A 24,846-nucleotide genomic window follows, 5' to 3' on the forward strand; every position below is an offset into this window, starting at 1 on the left:
TCTATCTCCTTTCTCTTCTTAACCATGGCAGAAGGTAATAAGATATAATTAATAAAATTTTATCTAATAATAAACCGACTATACCGATAACAAGAATACCCACTATAACGACTGGGGAATCTAGCATAATCCGGGCATCATTGATGCGATAGCCAATACCCGAGTTAGCTGCGATCATTTCTGCTGCAACAACTGTTGCCCAAGATAACCCCATTGCAAGCCTTAAACCTGTAAATAGGTTGGGAAGTAGTGATGGAATATAAATTTTTCGTAATTTTTGCCAGATATTGAATTGATAAAGATTACCTAATTCAATATAAGTCATAGGTGTCGTTTGTATTCCATTGATAGTACTTAGTAAGATAGGGAAAAAGGCAATTTTTATAATAAGAATAATTTTAGTTACTTCACCAATCCCAAACCATAAAATCAATAATGGTATCCATGCTAGTGGAGGAATTTGACGTATAGCATTTAATGTTAGGTTGAAAATTTGGTTTGTTCGTAGCGACAATGCCATGATAATACCAAGAAAAAAAGCAAAAATAGCAGCGATAAAAAAGGCTATTAATACTCGGGATAAACTAATTGATAAATCTTGCCATAATTGCCCAGAATATAGCTGGAAATTCAAAGAATGCCATGCTTGTGGAATAGATGGAAAAATAACAGGAGAAACACCTCCAACTGTTGTTGTAATATACCAAGTTGTAAAAATAATAACTGGAAGTAGAAGCAAGAAAAAACTGTTTTTCAACATGATATATAAGCCTCAACTTATTTTGTCGAAATATTGATTGAGGAAACTCACATATGTTGTTGTATCCTGTAATCCAACGAGTTTATCCACTAATTTCCCATTATTTGAAACTGCAATAATAGGTATGCTTCTAAGTGAATACTTTTGAAGGATTTCAACAGAATTATCTACAGAGAGATAATTGATTTTATTGATTGAGTAACGTTTTACTAATGAAGGTAATAACTCACTCAATACTTTACATTTATTGCACCAACTAGTACCGAAGAATATCAAATTATTTTTATTTTCATTAATAATTGAGTCGAATGTTTTACTATCTATTTCATATATGTTATCGGAAAAGAAAAAGGTATCAGATTTTTTAGAGGGATGATTATCTCTAGTTCGAGCAATACATAAGATATCATCATCTGAAACTTTATGTTTTATTATTCCTTCGATATACACTCCTGTAATTGTATCTTTAGGAGCTGCATTTGGTAATCGGAATTGAGAGACATCCATAGGTGCTATGCTATTTTCTTCAGGTATATCTAATTGAGGGATCCAATCATAAGGGATTCTATAAGCACGATAGATCATATTATTGCGTTTTTTTCCTTCTCGCCAGTAAGGCGAGACATATTCCCACACAATCTCATGTTCATCTGTTATTTCAATCAATCGCCCATTTGAGCCTTCGGTAATTAAAGTATTACCATTTGGTAGACGCTGAGCGCTACTTACATATGGGCTATAGAATCGACTTGAATCCATGGGAGCGGCAAAGCCTAGTTTTTCTGCATCATGTTGCCAAATAATTTCGAGAGTAACTGGGTTTATTTCTAATACTCGAGAACTATCTCGCCATGCATTTTTTAAGCCATATACAGATGAAGGGTTTGGTGTTCCATAACCTGCCCAGCCTCCATTATCAAAAATTAACAGATTTCCTGCTCCTGGAAGGCCATGAGGTATAATATGAGCATGATGAGGTCCGATAATCCAACCAAGATGATGAACTTGTTTGTCGTTATAATCGGGCCCTAATTGCCAAACTATTTTTCCAGTTTTTCGGCTCGTTATTCCGATTATATTTGCTTCTCTAGAATCCCAAATAATATTATCAGGATGAAAACGTTCGTCTCCATGATCATAATGTAGATTTGGTCCTATACGAGACATGGTATTAATATGTAGATAATCTCCCATGCCTCCACCAGCACTACGCATATTTGGGTTACGATATAAAACATTTCTAGCTTCTTCGCTGAAATTTAATTCTGAAAAGTGATCGCTAAATGCCCATTGCCAGATAATATTACCTTGCCAATCTACTTCGATAAAAATATCATCAAGTAGCCATTTATCTGATATTTCAGGTTTGTAAATATTCTTATGGCATAGTATTAGAGTATTTCCGCTATGGGTTTGTGATGTTAATGTAGGAGAGTAATAACCAACTGGGTTTCCATCACGTTGAAAATCATGATGTTGTCTTGCCATCCATATTATTTCTTGATTGGGATCTTGTATTCTTTCTAATTTATTGAATGACCATATAATGTTACCATCCCAATCAAATTGAACTAAATCAACTTGATCTTGAACACCATATTTAGGTGATCGCAAACCATGACTACCAAATAAATATCCACCAGGTAAAATTTTATTAGGAAAACCATCAACTCCTTGCCATAAATGCACTTCTCGACCATTCATATCAATTAATAGCGCACCTTTTCCAGGTGCGTTAAAAAGGGTATAACCACTAAATGTTTTTTCTTTATTGAAAATAGTAGTTCCTGAAGGATAAATACTTGGGTGTCCCATATTAAATATTCCTATAGTAAATTTTTTCTATGTGGAATAATGGTATAAAGGTAATGGATTTTGAAATATCTTTTATTATGGTGTTATAACTTAATAGAACAATAAAGTAATGTTCTATTAAGTTTTTATATTTATAATGTTACGTAATAAGAATATAATACGTAATTAATACAAAAAGTTAAAAATATGATTGATTTTTTCCTAGTGATGGCAATAAGTATTGCTCATATTTTATGATTAGTAGCACAGTATGAATGATATTAAACTATATATGAATTCATTTACTGATCGTTACTTGCGGGCTAACATCGCGTTAGCCCGCAAGATTTAACGGCCTAAATAACTATCCCAATCTTTCCAAACGGGCTGTAAACCGGCTTGCACAAGGGCATGTGCGACTTGAGCGGCACTGCGGTTATCATTTGGAGAAAATTGTTCTAGCTCTTCTTTGGTATCTGCATAGCCCCCCGGTTGGGTTTTTGAGCCGGCACTGACGTTGTTAATTGCCAATGGTACCACGTGATCACGGAAATAAGGTGATTCACGGGTTGAGAGTGAAAGCTCGACATTCGGCGCCAGTAGGCGAAAAGCACAAATCAATTGCACTAATTCGGCTTCATTCATCAGTGATGCTGGTTCAACGCCACCTGCACAAGGGCGCAAGCGAGGAAAAGAGATAGAATAACGACTTTGCCAGTAGTATTGCTGTAAGTACAACAAATGTTCTGCAACCATATAGCAATCGGTACGCCAACTGTTTGATAAACCAATTAACGCGCCAAGGCCGATTTTATCTATACCTGCTTCTCCTAAACGTTCTGGAGTGGCTAGGCGCCAGTGAAAATCCTGCTTTTTACCTTTGAGATGATGTAGTTGATACGTGGGCTCATGGTAGGTTTCTTGATAAACCATCACACCGTCTAACCCCAAAGTTTTCAACTCCTTATATTCATCTGTGCTTAGTGGCTGCACTTCCATCATTAACGAACTGAAATAAGGGCGAATGATGGGGAATGTGTGGCGGAAGTAGTCCATACCCACTTTACTTTGGTGCTCCCCTGTAACCAGTAATAAGCTATCAAAACCAATTTTGCGAATGGTTTCGCACTCATTGATGATTTCAGCGTCATTTAGCGTTTTTCGCTTAATTTTATTACTCATCGAGAAACCGCAATAAGTACAATCGTTTGCGCATAGGTTCGATAAATAAAGTGGCACGTAAAAGCCAACAGCATGGCCAAAGCGTTGGCGGGTGAGTTTCTGGGCTTTTTGTGCCATCAGCTCAATATAGGGACGGGCAGCAGGGGAAAGCAGCGCCATAAAATCATCGAGTGTGAGTATATCTGTCGCCAAAGCGTGTTCCACATCGACAGGTGTTTTACTGTTTATCCGCAGTGTCGTATCGTCCCAATCCAGTGCTTGTAAGCGTTCTTGGAAACTTGGGATCATGATAAGGCCCCTAAAAAACGGGTCAATGGGCTGGACGCTTGCGCCTGTTGCTTCGGTGCAGCTAACCCACTTTGATAGGCCAATTCAGCGGCTTCGACCGCGAGTTTAAACGCTTTTGCCATAAGTACCGGTTGCTTCGCTACCGCGATTGCGGTATTGACTAAAACGGCATCGGCACCCATTTCGATGGCTTCTGCCGCATGGCTTGGCGCACCAATTCCGGCATCTACGACGACAGGCACAGAAGCTTGTTCAATAATGATACGGAGCATTTCTTTAGTTGCTAAGCCTTTGTTTGTGCCAATCGGTGAGCCTAATGGCATCACAGCGGCACAGCCTACTTCTTCCAAACGACGACAGAGTACTGGATCTGCGCTGCAATAAGGCAATACAACAAATCCCTCTTTAACGAGCTGCTCTGCGGCGAGTAATGTCTCGATGGGATCGGGTAGCAAATAACGCATATCTGGATGGATCTCAAGTTTGACCCAATTGGTACCGAGGGCTTCTCGAGCTAGGCGCGCTGCAAATACCGCCTCTTGGGCATTTTTCGCACCGGAGGTATTCGGTAATAGCTTCACACCCAATTCTTGCAGTGGCTGTAAAATACCATCATCTTGCCCACGTAAGTCAATACGTTTCATTGCCATTGTCACCAATTGACTGCCGGATGCCTCAATGGCGTCTTGCATTAGGTTGGCGCTGGCAAATTTACCTGTTCCAGTAAACAGGCGTGAGTGAAAAGTTAAATCTGCGATTTTTAACATTATTAGCCCCCAGCGATAGCTTGAAATAACAAGATATTGTCTTGGTCATTAATGAGATGTGAATCCCACTGACTCTTCGGAATGATCACTTGGTTGATAGCAAGTGCAGTTCCCACTATTGGCCGGTTGAGAGTGGAAAATAATTGATTAACCGTCAGTGGGGCGTCGAATTCCATAGGTTGGTCGTTAATTATGATATGCATGTTTCTTCCCGACAGATTGGACATTGCAATGACGGCGTTAATTGCAATGTATTCCATTGTTGCTGTTTCCCATCAAATAAACGCAATTTACCGCTCAGTGAAGAGGGAAGGCCGACAAGTAATTTAATGGCTTCTAGTGCTTGCAACGTGCCGATAATTCCAACTACAGGCCCTAATACCCCGGCAGTGCGGCAGTTGCGCTCAGGTTCATCTTGGTCTGGATATAAACAGGCATAGCAACCGGTGCTAAATGGCGGCTCAAGTACCATTAATTGGCCGCCAAACCCAACCGCACTACCGCTAACTAAGGTTGTATTGGTCATGACACAAGCGGTATTGACCGCATGGCGAGTGGCCATGTTATCGCAGCAATCAAGCACTAAATCGACTTGTTCAGCTAAAGGAATTAAAGTCTCAACATCCAACTTCTGTGCGACAACATGGGGTCTTACCAATGGATTGAGCCGATGCAGCCTATCTGCGGCAAGCTGGGCTTTTGGCTGGCCGATATCATCGGTATCGTAAAGTACCTGCCGTTGTAAGTTAGAAACGTGCAAGTCATCGTGGTCAGCTAGCCACAATTCGCCGACACCAGCCCCCGTTAAATAAAGGGACGCGGGGGAGCCTAACCCCCCTAAGCCGACAATGAGGACTTTGCTATTTTTGAGTTTTTGTTGCCCCTCGGGACTAATGTCTTCGAGTAGTAGCTGACGGCTGTAACGCATGAATTCTTGGTCACTTAACATGATTGAATTCCTTAAATCATCACTCACCCTGTTTTATGATGATAAAGCAGGGCGAGTTATGTGATTAAAAATTGGCTAGTTGGCAGTATTTCGCTCAATTAAATCCAACAACGTTTCTGTTGCAGCGCGCCAATCATCGGCTTTGGTAATCGCACTGACCAGCGCAACACTACCTACCCCAGTTGCTAGCACTGCAGGGACTTTATCAATAGAAATTCCACCAATGGCGACAGTTGGGTAATCAGGCGTTGCTTCCACCATGGCTTTAAGCGTTTCTAAACCCTGAGGCGAAGAAGGCATTTCTTTCGTTTGTGTTGGAAAGATATGCCCCATAGCAATGTAAGAAGGACGCACGGATTTCGCGATAGCCAGTTCGTGCTCATCGTGCGTTGATATTCCTAACCGTAAGCCCGCTTGGTGGATTGCTAATAAATCGGTAGTTTCCAAATCTTCTTGGCCCAAATGTACGCCATAAGCACCCAACTCGACCGCTAAGCGCCAGTAATCATTAATAAATAAACGTGCGTTATGTTTTTTTCCTAGCGCAATCGCTTGTTGAATATCATCACGAACATCGGCATCAGGTTTGTCTTTGATGCGTAATTGGATGGTGGAAACACCTGCATTAAGCAAGCGTTCAATCCATTCAACGGAATCCACAACGGGGTAAAGCCCAAGGCGTTGTTCGGTCGCAGGAAAAGGACTATTTGGGATAGATATAGTATTTGGAATAGATATAGCACTAGGCAATTTTGGCATTTTCATCCACCTCTGCGTTCACAATTTCAGCACCATGGTAGAGCTCGCTGCCATGAGCACGGAAGGCTTCTGACATCTGTTCCATACCGGCTTCTTTTTGTGCCGCGTAGTCACGAACTTCTTGGGAAATCTTCATTGAACAGAATTTCGGTCCGCACATAGAACAGAAATGGGCAATTTTCCCAGAGGCTTGTGGTAAGGTTTCATCGTGATATTTGCGAGCAGTTTCAGGGTCTAATGCCAAGTTAAATTGGTCTTCCCAGCGAAATTCAAAACGGGCTTTGGACATGGCGTTATCACGGATCTGTGCACCAGGGTGCCCTTTAGCAAGGTCAGCGGCGTGGGCTGCAATCTTATAAGTGATCAGCCCTTGCTTAACATCGTCTTTATTCGGCAATCCCAAGTGTTCTTTCGGGGTGACATAGCATAACATTGCACAGCCAAACCAGCCGATCATGGCGGCACCAATACCAGAAGTAAAGTGGTCATAACCCGGAGCAATATCGGTTGTGAGTGGGCCTAAGGTATAGAATGGCGCTTCGTGGCAATGTTCCAATTCTTCCGTCATATTACGGCGGATCATTTGCATTGGTACGTGGCCAGGGCCTTCGATCATGACTTGGACATCATATTCCCACGCAATTTTGGTTAACTCACCAAGGGTATGTAATTCGGCAAATTGTGCTTCATCGTTGGCGTCTTGGATTGAGCCTGGGCGCAGGCCATCCCCTAATGACAAGGAAACGTCGTAAGCGGCACAAATTTCACAGATTTCACGGAAGTGCTCATACAGGAAGTTTTCTTGGTGATGAGACAAGCACCATTTGGCCATGATGGAGCCACCGCGAGAGACGATCCCTGTTAGGCGCTTGGCGGTCATCGGTACATAGCGTAGTAATACGCCGGCATGGATAGTGAAGTAATCGACGCCTTGCTCTGCTTGTTCTAATAATGTGTCACGGAACATTTCCCACGTGAGATTTTCGGCGACACCGTTTACTTTTTCGAGCGCTTGGTAAATCGGAACCGTACCAATAGGCACTGGGCTGTTACGTAAAATCCATTCGCGAGTTTCGTGAATATAACGGCCAGTGGATAAATCCATGACGGTATCCGCCCCCCAACGTGTTGACCAAATCAGTTTTTCGACTTCTTCTTCAATAGATGAGGTGACCGATGAATTACCAATATTAGCATTAACCTTAACCAAGAAATTACGGCCAATAATCATTGGTTCTGATTCGGGATGGTTGATATTGGCTGGGATAATGGCACGACCCGCCGCCACTTCTTGGCGAACAAATTCAGGGGTAATATTCTCCGGTAAATTTGCGCCAAAGCCTTGGCCTGGGTGTTGTTGCAATAAAACTTCGCCACGAATACGTTCACGCCCCATATTTTCGCGGATTGCAATAAACTCCATTTCAGGGGTTACGATGCCTTTACGTGCATAGTGTAATTGAGTAACACACTTGTTAGTTTGGGCTTTTAATGGGTGGGGGCGGTTGTTAAAGCGCAGATGATCAAGACCTGCATCAGCAAGGCGTTGCTGGGTAAAATCGGAACTTAAATTTTCGACAGGTACGGTATCAGCTCGTTCACTTATCCATGGCGCACGAATTTTTTTAAGGCCTTTATGGACATTCAATTCAGAAACTGGGTCGCCGTAAGGGCCAGATGTATCATAGATAGGAACAGGTTCGTTATCTTCAAATTGAGGGTTATCTTTATCGCCACCAATCAAGGTTTGAGAGAGTTGGATTTCTCGCATCGGGACTTGGATATCGTCTCTAGAACCTTGTAAATAAATACGCTGTGAATTAGGAAACGAAACGCCAGAAACGGTATTAATAAAATTTTCAGCGGCATCACGTTGAGCTTTACGGGTACGAGCGGGTGCTGCTTGTGGCGATAAATCAGCAGTAGGGATGATATTTTGTTCTGTATTATTGGACATAGCAATTTCCTGACATTGTCACGGCTATCACAGTTTTATGTGTAGCGGGTTTATCGAAAGAAAGTTGCTTGTCAGGAGTTCGGAGGAGTAATAAAAAGTCTTGCGCTGAATTTTTCACCAAATGTAATGGGGTGAAATGACGCTGAGTGATTACTCTTGTTCCCTTCGCGGGTATTAACCCGATCAGGTTCCGCGGATCCCGAATTAACGGTCTCAGCCTGATGCGTTGCATGCTAGGCACTCCGACAAGAGGTTTCAGTATAAGCTTTCCTCGTTATTCTTCAAGCGATAAGTGCGTTGGCTGCTCTCGGCTACCCAAGTCACATACTTATGTATGCTCCTTGGGATATCCTCATTTGCCGCCTTCTTCTCACTTGAATAATTTAGAGGAAAGTAAAATGGAATAAGGTTATTTCCTTGTTATTTTTCAAGGGATAAGTGCTTCCTCGTTATTCTTCGTGCGATAGGTGCGTCGATTTCATAGATTTACCCGAATCACATACTTATGTATGCTCATCGGGATAATTCTATTTATCTCCTTCCTCTAGCACGAATAATTTAGAGGAACCTTTGAAAAGATTAGTTAGTTAAAACCAAAATTAAAATCAAGTTTGAAATTAAAATTGGGCTTACAAACCCCAAGTATATTGCGGCCAATTGTGTTCGAGTGCGGCTTGCGTTAGGCGTTGGTCACCGTTGATAATAAATACTTCATCGGCAAATTGGCACATCGGGAGATCGTTGGCGGAGTCGGTGTAGAAATACACATAGGCGTCAGTGATCGGTTGGTGACGGACCCAAGCTAATAGGCGTTTGACTTTACCTTCTTTAAAGGTTGGAATGCCGTCGATCTCTGTGGTGTAGCAACCATCTTGTTGTTTGATATCGATCCCCATCGCGACATCCGCACCTAGTTTCGCAGCAATTTTTTTCACAATAAATGAAACGGTTGCGGAGATCACAATAATTGGGATCCTTTTAGCTCGATAATTTGCGATCGTTCTAATGGCGTCAGGGTAGACTCGCGGTAAAATCACGTTTTGTACGAAATCATCCAACCAGATATCCACTTGCTCAGCTTTTACATTGGCGAGGGTTTGTAGGTTAAAATGCAGGTAAGTCGGCATATCCAAAGTGCCTGCATTATACTGCGCCATCATGGCTTTATCTGCCTCCACAAATTGTGGGTCGCTAATGATTTGCTTATCCCACAGATATTGTGTCCACAATACACTGCTATCACCTTGAATTAACGTATCATCTAAGTCAAAAATGGCCAGTCGGTTTTGCATTATATTCCTATCTACTTATTAACTAAGTGTGCGAATTTCATTTTTATTAAACATAAGTTCAAGGCGAGTTCCAGGTTCAAATAAACGCTCAGATGAGCGGTTAAGTAAATCCACCGTCATATCACCTGCAGGGGTATTCACACTATAACGAATAATATTGCCAAGCAACTGATGGTCCAATATCACGGCATCAACAGGGTGAGAAATATGGCTACCGTATTGGCGCCCCGCTTCTTTGACATATATAGACTCAGGGCGGATAGCAAGTGTACCTTGTAAATTAAGGCCTAACATCGTATTGGCCTTTTCGGAATCAACAAGGTTGTAATGGCCCATAAACCGAGCGACAAATTCTGTTGCTGGTTGGGTATAAATATTCTCTGCCGTATCACTTTGCACGATCTGCCCTTTATTCATCAAAAAGATCCTATCGGACATGATCATCGCTTCATCTTGATCATGAGTAACAAAAATGGTGGTTAAGCCTAATTCACGTTGAATTTGGCGAATTTGCTGGCGTAAGTGCTTGCGAATCCGTGCATCAAGAGCGGAAAGCGGCTCATCAAGTAACAAAATTTGCGGTTTCATCACTAATGCTCTTGCGAGTGCTACTCGTTGGCGTTGTCCCCCTGATAGTTGATGGGGGAATTGTTGTTCTTTTCCTTGTAATTCAACTAATTCAATCACTTCAGCGACTGCTTTAGATCTGGCTTGGCTATCAATTTTACGCATTTTTAAACCAAACGCGATATTGTCAACCACAGTCATATTGGGAAATAAAGCATAACTTTGGAACACCATACCCACTCCGCGTTGTTGCGCGGCTTGGTGGGTTACATTCTGGCGATTAATATAAAGTTCACCATGATTAAGTTGTTCAAGCCCTGCAATACAGCGTAATAAGGTAGACTTTCCGCAACCACTTGGCCCTAGTAGGGTAATAAATTCACCTTTTTCGATAGTAAATTGAATATCAGCAAATACCTGATTAGTGCCAAAAGATTTGGCTAAATTCTCTGCAATAACATAACTCATCATTCATCTCCTGAACGATTTAATCGCATTGCTAACCACGTCAGCAATAAGGTAAATAGAAAATAAGACATCACCAGGGCAGAAGTGAAGTGTCCGCTGGTTTGTCGCATATTGAAAAGATAGATTTGCAAAGTTTCATAACGTGTTCCCACAAGGATATTGGCAAACACAAATTCACCCATTAAAAATGAAAATGAAATTAATAATGAAACCAACATACCTTTGCGAATATTCGGTAACACAATCATCATGAAGGCTTGGAATGTACTGGCACCGAGTAAATGTGCAGCATCCATTAAGTCTTGCAAATTAATGCCTTGGAAGCTATTCGCAAGCGCACGATACATAAAAGGTAACGTGATGGTGAAATAGGTACCAATCAGGATCCAAGGTGTGCCAACTAACATGAATGGTTCATCAGCAAATATTTGCAGCAAGCCCACCGATGAGACCACAGGCGGGATCGCAAAAGGCAAAATAATGAGTAAATCCATCATCCCTTTGAGTTTGGGGAACCGATAAAATACCGCAAACGTCATGGGTAAAATAATTAATGTGCTAACCAGTAACGTACCAAAGCAAATTATTAATGAACGACCAAATGCCATGAGAAAACGCGGGTCTTGCCACAATTGTAGATACCATTTAATCGACAAGGCATCAGGTAGCACAGTGGCCCCCCAAGAGCTGGCGATGGAATACAAAAATGTGGCGATAATCGGTAGCGCTAATAAGCTAGCAACACAGATTAGTACTAATTTATGAAGCCATAACCCAGAGGATTTATTGCCATTGGTTATGGCTGGGCTAATCGCATTATTATTTTGCATGGTAGCTCCGCTTGATTAACCAATGATGGATGGAAGTTATAAAAGCTAAGATAGCGATAAGTAGCATTGATAACGCAGCAGCCATATTCGGCTCGAGAAATAAATCACCGGAAACTAAACTGGCAATTCGGATAGTCACAAGGTTGTAATTACCACTCGTTAACGCATAAGTACTGGCGTATGCGCCCATTGCATTCGCAATTAGGATAATAAAAGTGCCAAGTAAAGCAGGAGAAAGCACTGGAATAGCGACTTTCAACCAATAGGTTAGCTTACTTGCACCCATCGTTTTCGCTGCGTCTTCCCACTCCGGTTTTAGTGCGTCAAAGGCGGGGTAGAGCAACAACACACCTAATGGGATCTGAAAATACACATATAGCAGCATTAAGCCGCTGGCGCTGTATATATTAAAATCTTCGATAATCCCCCATGATTTGAGTTGTAAGGTAATCGCCCCATTGAAGCCCAAAATAATAATGAATGCGAAAGCAAGGGGAACCCCGCTGAAATTGCTGGCCATGGTGGTGAAGGAAATCATTATTCGGCGAATTTTCCCTTGCATTTTATAAATGGAAAATGCCGTGATACTGGAAATCAATAAGCCAATCACACTACAAATAACGGAAAGCCATAACGTGTTTTCAAACGCTTGCAAGTAAAAATCATTATTGAATACTTCAAGATAGTTACCGAATGACCATGTTTCTTCGTAGATAAAGCTATTAATGAGCACCCAAATCATTGGGGCGATTTGGAATAGACTAAACAACACAAAGAATGGCAAAAGTAGCAGTGCGGCTCGCCAGTGAAAACGAGCAAAGCGTTTTTTCAACATGGCAGTTTTTCCCTGTTGTTGGTATGTCTGTTCACAGGGAGCAGGGATATCAGCCATTACAAACCTCCTCGTAATAGCGCATCACAAACAGGTTTATCGAGAGAGTTGGCACCAAGTAAACGACAAATGGTTCCACAAATTGCGGTTTGCTCAATATCGCAGGGTTGATGAGAAAATTGCGAACCGACGACAAATAATGGGACTAAACACTCTTCAGGAAGTGTCCCGCCGTGGCTACGATCATTATTCATCCCATGATCACTAGTGATCAGGATTTGATAACCTTGCTCAATCCATGTAGGAATATAATTCGACAGGATGATATCTGCATGGCGTGCTGCATTACGGTATTGTGGGGAATCAAAGCCAAACTTATGCCCTGTATCATCTATGTTCATAGGGTGGATCAATAAAAAATCAGGGTTAAATTGAGTCCGTAAATATTCCGCATCGACAAATAAATGGTCATCAGGGTAATGGTCTGCTTGATAAAAGCAGCCGTGTTGGATAGCGAGTGAATCATCGTGGGTGAAACGGTCTCGTAAGGCAACAAAAGGTGCCCGGTTATACAGTTCACTCACCCAATAATAAGCAGCGGCAGCGGTCGTTTTGCCGGCAAGGCGCGCGAGAGAAAATATGCTGTCAAAATGGGATAAACGGACAATTTGGTTATTCACAATACCGCTTTTGACCGGAGGAACGCCTGTTAGTATGCATTCATATAAAGGACGAGACATCGAAGGAAGCTCACACTCTAATTGGTAACATGTTGCGCTGTCGGCTTTGACTAAGCCGTTGAGATAGCCCATACAATGATGGGCTACTGAATAACTTAAACCGTCTAGGACAACAAGTATGACTTTTTCAGACATTAATTTTTCCTAAAATCAATTCATTAAATTACTGCTGGTGGATCAAAACTTGCTGTTGCCACATTTTAGGGAGATTACGAGACGATTTTTCCCAGCCATCTGCATTTTTAATTGGCTGAACATTTTTATATTGTTCTTCTGGTAATAATTTGGCTTTAATATCGTCAGGTAATGTTAGATATTGTGCACGAATTGGCCGAGCGTAGCCTTCAGCAAGGTTTAATTGGCCTTTGTCACTGAAAATAAATTCACGAGCTAATTTTGCTGCATTTGGGTTTTTGGCAAATTTATTGATGATTGTGGTGTAACCTGAAATGACAGAACCGTCAGATGGGATCACAACCGTAAAGCGATCGCGATTGATCTGGTCACGGTAATTCAGTGCGTTAAAGTCCCATAAGATGCCAACTTCGACTTCACCTTTTTCGATATTTGCGACAGTTGGGTCATTAACGGATAGGCGTTTTTGTTTGGCGAGTTCAGCAAAAAATTCAATGGCAGGCTTTAGGTTATTTTCGTCTCCACCACGGGCAAATGCGGCGGCCAGTACAGCATTATTGGCTTGTGCAGCGATTCCAACATCCCCAACGGTGACTTTATATTTCCCTTTGAGTAGGTCATCCCAGCTTTTCGGTGCATCTTTTACTAAATCATTATTGATCATAAAAGCGATAGACCCCGTATAGGCTAAAGCCCAATGGCCATCTTTGTCTTTTGCCCAATCAGGAATTTGTGACCAAGTTGTTGGTTTATAAGGCTGAGTTACTCCTTTTAGCACGGCAACAGGCCCAAAAGAAGCACCGACATCACCAATATCTGCTGTCGCATTATTTTTTTCAGCAGCAAATTTGGCAATTTCTTGGGCGGAGCTCATATCGGTGTCTTGATGTTTCAACCCATATTGTGTCGCTAAGTCTTGCCAAGTTCCTTTCCAATTCGCCCAAGTATCAGGCATCCCAACGCTGTAAACTTGTCCTTCTTTTTTCGCTGCATTGATTAATTCTGTTAAATTAGTCTCGGCAGCTAATGTCACACTGGATGCGGTCAATGATAGTAAAATCGCAGGAACGATAGTTTTCATTATTTTCTCACTTTTGAAGAACGGTGAACCGTATTGGTTACTTAGCATCCTAATTTTAAGACGTGACAGTTAGTTGATCCTTTTATGACAGTTTTTAGACATTTTATGGAATGGAACGTCTAAAAAGTGTCAAAATTGCTAAAGAAAAACAATGAAACAAACGTTTGAATGACTTTGTGTCAAAAAAGTATATTGTGTCATTAATAGATTTATTTTATCGACAATAAAAACTGACAAAAGACGTGAAAAATGAATAAGTTAAGATTATCAGGAACAGAAAGTGGTTGGTGGTTTATCTGTTTTTCCGGGCGTTTGTGGTTACCTCATGGAGACATTCCTCGAGGTATGGCAAAGGACTATTTGTTAGAAGGAAAAACAGCAACACCCATTGGTGAGTGGCAAGGGGAAATCGTCTGGTTGATAGCCGAAAAAATGCCATCAGATATGGCTTCTCCCCGTATTGTTGCTACGCAAGATGAAGGCTTATTTCGCCTCGCTGGGCGAGGTGTGCAATTAGCAGAATTCTATCGCTCTCACCGCTATTGTGGCTATTGCGGTACCGCAATGCGCCATAGTGAAACAGAGTGGGCATGTTTGTGTGATCATTGTCATGAGCGTTATTACCCGCAGATCGCCCCTTGCATTATCGTGGGGATCCGCCGTGATGACCATATTCTATTAGCTCAGCACCGGCGCCATTCGCAAAATCCATTATTTACCGTATTAGCGGGCTTTGTTGAAGTGGGTGAAACACTAGAAGAGGCTGTTATGCGCGAAGTCATGGAAGAGAGCAATATAAAAGTGAAAAATATTCGCTACGTATCTTCACAGCCATGGCCTTTTCCTCATTCTTTAATGATGGGCTTTCTCGCGGATTATGAGAGTGGTGATATTAAAGTAGACCCGAAGGAGTTGGTGAGCGCAAATTGGTATCATTACAATGAACTGCCTTTGATCCCACCCGCGGACACCATAGCTAGGCGCTTGATTGAAGATACGGTCGCATTGTGTCGTCAAAGTGAATATGAAACGGGCGAATAGCACAGCGCTGATATTGTTATCATTAACATGATACAATAATGAACTTCGCTCTTAGCCACTTGCGGCGGCCACTTATAATAATGGAGTAAATAATGACTGAGTTAAAAAATGACCGCTATCTACGTGCTTTGCTACGTCAGCCTGTAGATGTGACCCCTGTATGGATGATGCGTCAAGCAGGGCGTTACCTGCCTGAATATAAAGCAACACGCGCGGAAGCTGGTGATTTTATTGCTCTGTGCAAAAACACCGAATTGGCTTGTGAAGTAACATTGCAGCCATTACGTCGTTTTCCATTAGACGCTGCAATTTTATTTTCTGATATTCTTACCATCCCTGATGCAATGGGGCTTGGGCTATATTTTGAAACGGGAGAAGGCCCCCGTTTCCATAAACCGATTATGAGCGCAACGGATGTAAAAAATATCCCTATCCCTGATCCTGAAATGGAACTTGGTTATGTGATGGACGCCGTTCGTGCCATACGCAAAGCCCTTAACGGTAATGTGCCACTCATTGGTTTCTCTGGTAGTCCGTGGACTCTGGCGACTTATATGGTGGAAGGCGGCAGTAGCAAAGCCTTCACCAAAATCAAAAAGATGATGTACGAAGATCCGAATTCATTGCATTTGTTATTGGATAAACTGGCAGATAGCGTCATTTTATACTTGAATGCGCAAATTCGTGCTGGTGCACAGTCTGTGATGATTTTTGATACATGGGGTGGCGTATTAACTAAGCGTGATTATTTACAGTTTTCACTGAATTATATGCATAAAATTATTGATGGCTTAATTCGTGAAAATGATGGTCGCCGTGTGCCTGTGACCTTATTCACTAAAGGTGGCGGTCAGTGGTTAGAAGAAATGGCAGCAACGGGTTGTGATGCATTAGGCCTTGATTGGACGACTGAAATTGCCGATGCTCGTCGTCGTGTTGGTGATAAAGTTGCCCTGCAAGGAAATATGGACCCATCCATGTTGTACGCACCACCTGCGCGTATAGAAGAAGAAGTACAAAATATTCTATCGGGCTTCGGTCAAGGTGAAGGGCATGTATTCAATTTAGGCCATGGTATCCATCAGGATGTTCCGCCTGAGCATGCTGGTGCATTTGTGGATGCTGTTCACCGTTTATCCCGCCAATATCATCAATAATTATCATTTATTGATGTTCTTGATTTATGGTGTATTTATAGGATCTTGTAAGTACACCATTATCATCTATGATTAAGAATAATTAAATCTCATAAGCAATGGACGCATGATGGTTTTAGATACCCAACGGTTACGAACAGAACAAACTAGCCAAGCTTCAAAAATCATTTTGCATGATGAACTTCCACCACTCAAACTGATTGGTGGAGCGGATGTGGGCTTTGAACAGCAAGGCGCTATTACGCGTGCAGTGGTAGCTGTATTATCTTGGCCACAGTTAGAACTTGTTGAGTATCAAATAGCACGAATACCGACTCAATTGCCTTATATACCGGGGTTACTTTCTTTTCGTGAAGTCCCTGGGTTAATGGCGGCGTGGGAAAAAATACAAAATAAGCCTGAATTAGTACTCGTGGATGGACAAGGGATTGCACATCCACGGCGCTTTGGTGTTGCCTGCCATTTTGGGTTACAAGCTAATATAGCTACAATTGGCGTTGCAAAAAGCCGTTTATGTGGTGATGCGTTTGAGTTAAGTGAAGAACCCGAAAGTGTTCAGCCATTAATGGCAGGTGAAAATCAACTCGGTTGGGTATTGCGGAGCAAAAAACGCTGCAAACCATTATATGTTTCACCTGGTCATAAAGTAGGTTTTTCCTCTTCCTTAGAGTGGGTAAAGCAGTGTCTAAAAGGTTATCGGTTGCCAGAACCGACGCGTTTTGCTGACGGAATTGCATCAAATCGAACGTTTTTTAAGCGAATGAATGAGAAAATCAGCTAATTATCAGCAAAATATGTGGCATTGACAGATTTTCAGGTAAACTGCGAAGTATTAAGATTGATGAGTCAGAAATTATGTTAAGAAATCCCATTCATTTGAGGTTGGAAAAATTAGAAAGCTGGCAACACACGACTTTCATGGCAAGCTTATGTGAAAGAATGTATCCCAACTTTCAGATGTTTTGTCTGCAAACTGAATTTGCCGATGCAAAAGTTTATCGTTCCATCCTTGATTTAGTTTGGGAAACTTTGGTCATTAAAGATAGCAAAGTCAATTTCGACAGTCAGTTAGAAAAATTAGAAGAAATTATCCCATCAGCGGATGATTTCGATGTGTATGGTGTGTATCCAGCTATTGATGCCTGTATTGCGTTAGGTGAAATTATCCATTCGAAATTGAGTGGTGAAACCCTTGAGCACGCAATATTGGTTAGCGAAGCATCCATTCGTACGGTTGCCATGCTCGAAATGACTCAAGCAGGGCGGGAAATGACAGAAGAAGAACTCAAAGAAATCCCGGCCGTTGAAGAGGAATGGGATATCCAGTGGGACATTTTCCGGTTACTGGCAGCTTGTGAAGAGCGCGACTTAGAGTTAATTAAAGGATTAAAATCTGACCTACGCGAAGCGGGGGTGAGCAATATAGGTATTACTTTAAGCTGATTTTTGCATTTTCATTATCGAAAACGTGACTTGACGCAGTAATGCTGAGTACTAAGACTTCACATTTGCCCCTACTCTGGTCTACATTTAGGGGCGAGAAGAAGTGGCTATCGGGGGCGTGTATCAGGGGCTGTCAATTTGGCATATCCGACGCACTCGATGCTTTGCAAACGATAAACACACTGTGTAAGGATAATTTATGAATAAGACTGAATTAGTTGATGCTATCGCAGAATCAGCGGACCTGACCAAAGTTCAGGCAAAAGCAGCATTAGAATCTACTCTGAATGCTATTTCTGAAACGCTGAAAAAAGGCGAACAAGTCCAACTGGTCGGTTTCGGTACTTTTAAAGTTAGCCATCGTGCTGCGCGTACTGGTCGTAACCCACAAACTAAAGCAGAAATCCAGATTCCTGCTACAACTGTGCCTGCTTTCTCTGCCGGTAAAGCACTGAAAGAAGCTGTAAAATAAGAACATTGTACAGCCGAATCACCAGAGGGGGTAAAAAACTACCCCTTTTGTTTATTCAAAAAGGGTTGCTGGTGTTGGGAACTATCTCAATGCTAAGCGCCTGTTCTTCTAATGCACCAAAGCTCCCTGAGTTTAGTGCAAGTGGTTTTATTGCCGATGATGGCGTCATTCGTATGTGGCGACTTAATGATGCAAAAAGCCAGCCTCTGGTCTTAATGGTGGTTTATAGCCCCTATAAAGGTACAGACACTTCCGTTAATTTCTTTGAATATCGTTCAGGCAATCTGTGGCAAATTCGCAGCCAAATCTTGAATCAAAAAAACGGTGATATCACCGAACAATTACGCTTCGATAAAAATAATGAGGTTATTTTTATGCAGCGTACTCAAGACGGCTATAAAACACCTCTTTCAACGGATGAAATTACGCGTTGGCGCTTTGAAGCTGAACGTATACTCGAGACAAACACCGCACTTATTGTTGGCGGCGTCAAACTTTATCAAGGTCGCTGGCAACAAGGTAAAGTGACGACTTGTGAAGGTGATGTACGCGAAGTGACTTTTGAGCCCTATGCTGAAAATTGGTTACAGAGCCGTGCGAAAGTGTGGCATTCCCAGCTAAATTTAGCGTGGTTGGAATCTTCTGAGGGGAATCAGCTTTTGATGGTGGCTGACACGGATTTTTGCCGCTGGCAACCTTCTAAAGATTCGTTGTAATATCTCCGCTCGTCGTCTTTCGACCCACCGCTCGTCGTCTTTCAATCCATAGCGTTGTTGGCTGCTCTCAGCTACTTAGGTCACATACTTATGTATGCTCCCTAAGATATCTTCGTTTGCCGCCTAGCTCTGAATTGAAATACTTAGAGCCGATATTTTTGCTCGTCAACTCGTAGCCTTTCGACCTTCAGCATTGTTGGCCGCGGTGACTTAGCCTAGTCACCTTGCCGTCTAGCTACGAACAGAAATCCTTAGAGTGCTTGTTTGATAGTACAAACAACAATAAAAAAGCTGATAAAAGTTTCCTCTTATCAGCTCAGTAAATGGTTTGGTGCTTTGTATTATTTTATGCGAGCAATAGCGCGGTAACCGATGTCGTTGCGGTAGAAGCTATCATTCCAGTGAATGGTTTTTGCCACTTCATAAGCTTTGGCTTGCGCTTTAGCGATATCATTACCTAATGCTGTTACGCATAGGACGCGACCACCGGCAGTCACGACTTCTCCATCTTTCATGCGAGTACCCGCATGGAAAACTTTGCTATCAGCCGCTTCGGTGGTTGGTAAACCTGAAATTACATCGCCATTGTGGTAGTCACCTGGGTAACCACCCGCAGCAATTACTACCCCTAAAGCAGGGCGCTCATCCCATAATGAATCTTTACCTGCCAGCTCACCTTTCGCCCCCGCTAAACATAAAGCAACTAAATCTGATTGCAAGCGCATCATGATAGGTTGAGTTTCAGGATCACCAAAACGGCAGTTAAACTCGATAACTTTTGGGTTACCTGCTTTATCAATCATTAATCCAGCGTATAAGAAGCCTTGATAGCGGTTTCCTTCTTGGTCCATACCTTTAACTGTAGGGTAAATGACTTGTTCCATTACGCGTTTATGTATTTCATCTGTCACAACAGGCGCTGGGGAGTAAGCGCCCATTCCACCAGTATTTAGGCCAGTATCACCATCACCAACACGTTTGTGATCTTGGCTAGTCGCCATTGGAATGACATTTTCACCATCTACCATAACGATAAAACTTGCTTCTTCACCATCAAGAAACTCTTCGATCACGATACGATGTCCTGCATCACCAAAGGCATTCCCCGCTAACATGTCATGAACAGCTTCTTTTGCTTCTTGCAGAGTCATGGCTACGATAACACCTTTTCCCGCTGCAAGGCCATCTGCTTTGATCACGATTGGCGCACCGACTTTATCTAAGTAAGCTAAAGCAGGTTCAATCTCAGTAAAATTTTCATAGGCCGCGGTAGGAATATGATGGCGAGCTAAAAAGTCCTTAGTAAATGCTTTAGAGCCTTCAAGCTGAGCAGCACCTTTGGTTGGACCAAAAATAGTTAAGCCAGCAGCCTTAAACGCATCGACTACACCAATAACCAATGGTGCTTCAGGGCCGACAATAGTTAAACCAATTTGCTTATCTTTGGCGAATTGAAGCAGCCCATCAATATCGGTTGCAGAAATATTAACGTTCTCAAGGGATGGTTCTAATACTGTGCCTGCATTGCCCGGGGCAACATACACTTTATCTGCTAAAGGGGATTGAGCCGCTTTCCACGCTAAGGCATGTTCACGGCCACCGCCACCAATAATCAAAATATTCATTACTAGGCTCCTAATAATTAGTGACGGAAATGACGCATATTAGTGAAAAGCATTGCAATACCATGTTCATTTGCAGCAGCAATCACTTCTTCATCGCGGATAGAACCACCTGGTTGGATCACACAAGTTACTCCAACAGCAGCTGCGGCATCAATACCATCGCGGAATGGGAAAAAGGCATCTGAGGCCATTGCACAGCCAGCGACTTCTAAGCCTTCATCTGCGGCTTTAATACCTGCAATTTTTGCAGAGTACACACGGCTCATTTGCCCTGCGCCAATACCGATAGTCATATCATTTTTGGCATAAACGATAGCATTGGATTTCACAAATTTTGCGACTTTCCAACAGAATAACGCATCTTTTAGCTCGCGTTCAGTTGGTTGGCGGTTTGTGACTACACGTAGCGCTTCCTTTTCAACCATACCTAAGTCACGGTCTTGTACCAATAAACCACCATTCACACGTTTAAAGTCTAATCCTGTAACTGGTTTGCTCCATTCGCCACATTCAAGTACGCGAACGTTTTGTTTAGTCTCAAGAATAGGTAGTGCATCTTTAGCAACAGAAGGCGCGATAATGACTTCTACAAATTGGCGGTCAATGATCGCTTGAGCGGTTTCTTTATCTAATTGACGGTTAAACGCGATAATGCCACCAAAAGCAGACGTTGGGTCAGTTTTGAATGCGTTATCATAAGCTGTATGAATAGAATCACCGATAGCGACACCACAAGGGTTAGCATGTTTGACAATTACACAAGCAGGTTCTTCGAATGATTTAACACACTCAAGAGCCGCATCGGTATCAGCGATATTATTATAAGACAGGGCTTTACCTTGAATTTGTTGTGCAGTTGCAATAGAAGCTTCTTTTGGGTTTTCTTCTATATAAAAAGCAGCATCTTGGTGGCTGTTCTCTCCATAACGCATGTCTTGTTTTTTTATAAAATTTAAATTCAAGGTGCGAGGGAAACGGCCAGAAGGTTGGGTCGTATCACCATAATAAGGGGCAACTAATTCACCAAAGTAATTCGCAATCATGCTGTCATAAGCAGCTGTGTGTTCGAAAGCTTTTATTGCGAGGTCAAACCGAGTTGACCAATTTAGCGAGTTTTCGTGGTTATCCATCTCATCAATGATGGTTTGATAGTCATTACTATTCACCACAATTGCTACATCTTTATGATTTTTAGCCGCGGAGCGCACCATGGTTGGGCCGCCGATATCAATATTTTCTACAGCATCTTCAAGAGTGCAATTTGGTTTTGCCACTGTTTGGGCAAAAGGGTACAGATTAACAACGACCATATCGATAGGGGCAATATCATACTGTTGCATAATGGCATCATCCGTACCGCGACGACCTAAAATTCCGCCATGCACTTTCGGGTGCAATGTTTTCACTCGACCATCCATCATTTCAGGAAACCCAGTGTAATCTGAAACTTCAGTTACGTTTAGTCCTGACTCAGCAAGTAACTTTGCAGTACCGCCAGTAGATAGAAGCTCAACACCACGTTGAGATAACGCCTTAGCGAATTCAACAACCCCTGTTTTATCAGACACACTAAGCAGGGCACGACGAATAGGACGAAGCAGTTGCATGAGATAGATCCCTTGGATTTGAATAAATAAGGCAATAACGAATATCAGTCAGTAAAAACTCAAAGAGCTTTTCTTATATACCTATTATATCTATTGATGAAAGCAAAGCGGAATTGGCCAGCTTTCCCTATAACAATATATAAGTCACTAACAATTTCAGAACATAAAAACAAAATCAATGCCGAAATTTCGAGCCAATTGTAACGCAAACGTTTGCGTAATGCGCGATAATTTTTAAATTATTTTCATGTTGTGGATAACTTCGTGTATAAGTCGGTATAAGTAGGGGTTTTGCTGTGTAATGCAGCAGTTGAATAAAAAAATGCAAAAAAGGGGTTGCCAGATTTTTCTGACTCCCTATAATGCGCATCCACTGACCGGGAACAAGACAACGCAAAGCGCGATGAACACTGAAACGGCAGCGAGAGATTCTGAAAAGAAAAAGCAAAAAATTGCTTGACTCTCACGGAGGAAAACGTAATATACGCCTCCTCGCAGCAACGACCGAAAGGTTGGTTTTCATAAAGAAAAGCTGCAACGCTCTTTAACAATTTATCAGACAATCTGTGTGGGTACTCACAGGACACTATCAAAAAAATATTTGATTTTAAGTCTTGAAGAGTGACTAACACGTTAATTCATATATATGAAATAAGGTAGTAACGCTTATTTTGGAAGGATAACGCGAAGGCGAGCAGAGATAACCCGAGACAGTACTTAGGTACGGCGAGGGGAAGCGATGCGAAGCCGACAAAGTTAGCCGAACAAAAGAACGTTACGGTCAGTAAGACATTCTTTGAGCATCAAGCTTTTTAATTGAAGAGTTTGATCATGGCTCAGATTGAACGCTGGCGGCAGGCCTAACACATGCAAGTCGAGCGGTAACAGGGGAAGCTTGCTTCTCGCTGACGAGCGGCGGACGGGTGAGTAATGTATGGGGATCTGCCCGATAGAGGGGGATAACTACTGGAAACGGTAGCTAATACCGCATAATCTCTAAGGAGCAAAGCAGGGGAACTTCGGTCCTTGCGCTATCGGATGAACCCATATGGGATTAGCTAGTAGGTGAGGTAATGGCTCACCTAGGCGACGATCCCTAGCTGGTCTGAGAGGATGATCAGCCACACTGGGACTGAGACACGGCCCAGACTCCTACGGGAGGCAGCAGTGGGGAATATTGCACAATGGGCGCAAGCCTGATGCAGCCATGCCGCGTGTATGAAGAAGGCCCTAGGGTTGTAAAGTACTTTCAGTCGGGAGGAAGGCGTTGATGCTAATATCAACAACGATTGACGTTACCGACAGAAGAAGCACCGGCTAACTCCGTGCCAGCAGCCGCGGTAATACGGAGGGTGCAAGCGTTAATCGGAATTACTGGGCGTAAAGCGCACGCAGGCGGTTGATTAAGTTAGATGTGAAATCCCCGGGCTTAACCTGGGAATGGCATCTAAGACTGGTCAGCTAGAGTCTTGTAGAGGGGGGTAGAATTCCATGTGTAGCGGTGAAATGCGTAGAGATGTGGAGGAATACCGGTGGCGAAGGCGGCCCCCTGGACAAAGACTGACGCTCAGGTGCGAAAGCGTGGGGAGCAAACAGGATTAGATACCCTGGTAGTCCACGCTGTAAACGATGTCGATTTGAAGGTTGTTCCCTAGAGGAGTGGCTTTCGGAGCTAACGCGTTAAATCGACCGCCTGGGGAGTACGGCCGCAAGGTTAAAACTCAAATGAATTGACGGGGGCCCGCACAAGCGGTGGAGCATGTGGTTTAATTCGATGCAACGCGAAGAACCTTACCTACTCTTGACATCCAGAGAATTTAGCAGAGATGCTTTAGTGCCTTCGGGAACTCTGAGACAGGGTGCTGCATGGCTGTCGTCAGCTCGTGTTGTGAAATGTTGGGTTAAGTCCCGCAACGAGCGCAACCCTTATCCTTTGTTGCCAGCGACTCGGTCGGGAACTCAAAGGAGACTGCCGGTGATAAACCGGAGGAAGGTGGGGATGACGTCAAGTCATCATGGCCCTTACGAGTAGGGCTACACACGTGCTACAATGGCGTATACAAAGAGAAGCGACCTCGCGAGAGCAAGCGGAACTCATAAAGTACGTCGTAGTCCGGATTGGAGTCTGCAACTCGACTCCATGAAGTCGGAATCGCTAGTAATCGTAGATCAGAATGCTACGGTGAATACGTTCCCGGGCCTTGTACACACCGCCCGTCACACCATGGGAGTGGGTTGCAAAAGAAGTAGGTAGCTTAACCTTGGGAGGGCGCTTACCACTTTGTGATTCATGACTGGGGTGAAGTCGTAACAAGGTAACCGTAGGGGAACCTGCGGTTGGATCACCTCCTTACCATTGAAGTGTTTTTGTGAAGTGCTCACAC

Annotated in this window: 23 protein-coding genes, 1 rRNA gene and 1 riboswitch; of the genes, 8 read left to right on the plus strand and 16 right to left on the minus strand. The window is 42.8% G+C overall.

Translation table 11 applies throughout. The features are described from left to right. Nucleotide 1: 1 nt before the first annotated feature. The 14 genes from P3L44_RS01840 to P3L44_RS01905 all read right to left on the minus strand — a co-directional run bounded on the left by P3L44_RS01840 (nt 2) and on the right by P3L44_RS01905 (nt 14,401). Nucleotides 2-760 carry an ABC transporter permease gene (locus P3L44_RS01840; protein ID WP_272662821.1) on the minus strand — a complete coding sequence of 253 codons (759 nt, stop codon included), beginning with the start codon at nt 758-760 and terminating at the stop codon, nt 2-4. Between the two features lie 12 nt (nt 761-772). After that, nucleotides 773-2,575, minus strand: coding sequence for an arylsulfotransferase family protein (locus P3L44_RS01845; protein ID WP_140172914.1), 1,803 nt, complete (start codon nt 2,573-2,575; stop codon nt 773-775). A gap of 327 nt (nt 2,576-2,902) precedes the next feature. Continuing rightward, a complete protein-coding gene (thiH, locus tag P3L44_RS01850) occupies nt 2,903-4,024 on the minus strand; it encodes a 2-iminoacetate synthase ThiH (protein WP_110592643.1) in 1,122 nt (373 codons plus the stop codon). Further along, nucleotides 4,021-4,791: a thiazole synthase gene (locus tag P3L44_RS01855; RefSeq protein ID WP_272662820.1), complete on the minus strand. Its 771-nt coding sequence runs from the start codon at nt 4,789-4,791 to the stop codon at nt 4,021-4,023. Before P3L44_RS01855 ends, thiH begins: the two co-directional genes overlap by 4 nt. Before the next feature lie 2 nt (nt 4,792-4,793). Further along, on the minus strand, nt 4,794-4,994 hold the full coding sequence (thiS, locus tag P3L44_RS01860; RefSeq protein ID WP_004264499.1) for a sulfur carrier protein ThiS: 201 nt from the start codon (nt 4,992-4,994) through the stop codon (nt 4,794-4,796). Continuing rightward, nucleotides 4,982-5,740, minus strand: a complete 759-nt coding sequence (locus tag P3L44_RS01865) for a HesA/MoeB/ThiF family protein (RefSeq protein WP_140172911.1) — start codon at nt 5,738-5,740, stop codon at nt 4,982-4,984. The genes thiS and P3L44_RS01865 overlap by 13 nt, the downstream gene beginning before the upstream one ends. Before the next feature lie 75 nt (nt 5,741-5,815). Next, the gene (gene thiE, locus P3L44_RS01870) at nt 5,816-6,499 is read right to left on the minus strand and encodes a thiamine phosphate synthase (protein ID WP_153674192.1); all 684 of its coding nucleotides are present in this window, start codon (nt 6,497-6,499) and stop codon (nt 5,816-5,818) included. Continuing rightward, entirely contained in the window at nt 6,483-8,456 is a 1,974-nt protein-coding gene (thiC, locus tag P3L44_RS01875) for a phosphomethylpyrimidine synthase ThiC (protein ID WP_136135115.1), read from the minus strand. The genes thiE and thiC overlap by 17 nt, the downstream gene beginning before the upstream one ends. A gap of 143 nt (nt 8,457-8,599) precedes the next feature. Next, nucleotides 8,600-8,711: riboswitch (TPP riboswitch) on the minus strand. A 374-nt stretch (nt 8,712-9,085) separates the two neighbouring features. Next, entirely contained in the window at nt 9,086-9,748 is a 663-nt protein-coding gene (locus tag P3L44_RS01880; RefSeq protein WP_140172910.1) for an HAD family hydrolase, read from the minus strand. Nucleotides 9,749-9,766: 18 nt separating this feature from the next. Then, nucleotides 9,767-10,783: an ABC transporter ATP-binding protein gene (locus P3L44_RS01885; RefSeq protein ID WP_140172918.1), complete on the minus strand. Its 1,017-nt coding sequence runs from the start codon at nt 10,781-10,783 to the stop codon at nt 9,767-9,769. Beyond that, nucleotides 10,783-11,613, minus strand: a complete 831-nt coding sequence (locus tag P3L44_RS01890) for an ABC transporter permease (protein ID WP_140172909.1) — start codon at nt 11,611-11,613, stop codon at nt 10,783-10,785. The genes P3L44_RS01885 and P3L44_RS01890 overlap by 1 nt, the downstream gene beginning before the upstream one ends. Further along, nucleotides 11,603-12,505: an ABC transporter permease gene (locus tag P3L44_RS01895; RefSeq protein ID WP_140172908.1), complete on the minus strand. Its 903-nt coding sequence runs from the start codon at nt 12,503-12,505 to the stop codon at nt 11,603-11,605. The genes P3L44_RS01890 and P3L44_RS01895 overlap by 11 nt, the downstream gene beginning before the upstream one ends. Next, a complete protein-coding gene (locus P3L44_RS01900; RefSeq protein ID WP_272662819.1) occupies nt 12,505-13,320 on the minus strand; it encodes an alkaline phosphatase family protein in 816 nt (271 codons plus the stop codon). The genes P3L44_RS01895 and P3L44_RS01900 overlap by 1 nt, the downstream gene beginning before the upstream one ends. Nucleotides 13,321-13,348: 28 nt before the next feature. Further along, nucleotides 13,349-14,401 (minus strand): ABC transporter substrate-binding protein, encoded by a 1,053-nt coding sequence (locus tag P3L44_RS01905; protein WP_140172907.1) that lies wholly within the window; start codon nt 14,399-14,401, stop codon nt 13,349-13,351. A gap of 249 nt (nt 14,402-14,650) precedes the next feature. On the opposite strand from P3L44_RS01905, the gene nudC reads away from it, so the two are divergent. The 6 genes from nudC (at nt 14,651) to P3L44_RS01935 (ending at nt 19,230) form a co-directional block, all read left to right on the plus strand. Next, nucleotides 14,651-15,442 carry an NAD(+) diphosphatase gene (gene nudC, locus P3L44_RS01910; protein WP_140172906.1) on the plus strand — a complete coding sequence of 264 codons (792 nt, stop codon included), beginning with the start codon at nt 14,651-14,653 and terminating at the stop codon, nt 15,440-15,442. A 92-nt stretch (nt 15,443-15,534) separates the two neighbouring features. Continuing rightward, nucleotides 15,535-16,599 (plus strand): uroporphyrinogen decarboxylase, encoded by a 1,065-nt coding sequence (gene hemE / locus P3L44_RS01915; protein WP_125895123.1) that lies wholly within the window; start codon nt 15,535-15,537, stop codon nt 16,597-16,599. A 109-nt stretch (nt 16,600-16,708) separates the two neighbouring features. Then, nucleotides 16,709-17,380: a deoxyribonuclease V gene (gene nfi, locus P3L44_RS01920; protein ID WP_140172917.1), complete on the plus strand. Its 672-nt coding sequence runs from the start codon at nt 16,709-16,711 to the stop codon at nt 17,378-17,380. A 74-nt stretch (nt 17,381-17,454) separates the two neighbouring features. Next, nucleotides 17,455-18,042 carry a YjaG family protein gene (locus tag P3L44_RS01925; RefSeq protein WP_272662818.1) on the plus strand — a complete coding sequence of 196 codons (588 nt, stop codon included), beginning with the start codon at nt 17,455-17,457 and terminating at the stop codon, nt 18,040-18,042. A gap of 199 nt (nt 18,043-18,241) precedes the next feature. Next, nucleotides 18,242-18,514, plus strand: a complete 273-nt coding sequence (locus P3L44_RS01930; RefSeq protein ID WP_004264522.1) for an HU family DNA-binding protein — start codon at nt 18,242-18,244, stop codon at nt 18,512-18,514. A gap of 71 nt (nt 18,515-18,585) precedes the next feature. Next, nucleotides 18,586-19,230, plus strand: a complete 645-nt coding sequence (locus P3L44_RS01935) for a DUF1481 domain-containing protein (RefSeq protein WP_306803984.1) — start codon at nt 18,586-18,588, stop codon at nt 19,228-19,230. Between the two features lie 341 nt (nt 19,231-19,571). On the opposite strand, the gene purD is transcribed toward P3L44_RS01935, so the two are convergent. Together purD and purH are read right to left on the minus strand one after the other, a co-directional pair. Then, nucleotides 19,572-20,855 carry a phosphoribosylamine--glycine ligase gene (gene purD / locus P3L44_RS01940; RefSeq protein WP_272662817.1) on the minus strand — a complete coding sequence of 428 codons (1,284 nt, stop codon included), beginning with the start codon at nt 20,853-20,855 and terminating at the stop codon, nt 19,572-19,574. Nucleotides 20,856-20,872: 17 nt separating this feature from the next. Continuing rightward, nucleotides 20,873-22,462 (minus strand): bifunctional phosphoribosylaminoimidazolecarboxamide formyltransferase/IMP cyclohydrolase, encoded by a 1,590-nt coding sequence (gene purH / locus P3L44_RS01945; RefSeq protein ID WP_272662816.1) that lies wholly within the window; start codon nt 22,460-22,462, stop codon nt 20,873-20,875. A gap of 301 nt (nt 22,463-22,763) precedes the next feature. On the opposite strand from purH, the gene P3L44_RS01950 reads away from it, so the two are divergent. Beyond that, entirely contained in the window at nt 22,764-22,922 is a 159-nt protein-coding gene (locus tag P3L44_RS01950; protein WP_164454916.1) for a hypothetical protein, read from the plus strand. Nucleotides 22,923-23,275: 353 nt separating this feature from the next. Continuing rightward, nucleotides 23,276-24,815 (plus strand): 16S ribosomal RNA (locus P3L44_RS01955). The last annotated feature ends 31 nt before the right edge of the window (nt 24,816-24,846 follow it).

The organism is Providencia sp. PROV175, from assembly GCF_032707045.1.
GTDB lineage: Bacteria > Pseudomonadota > Gammaproteobacteria > Enterobacterales > Enterobacteriaceae > Providencia > Providencia hangzhouensis.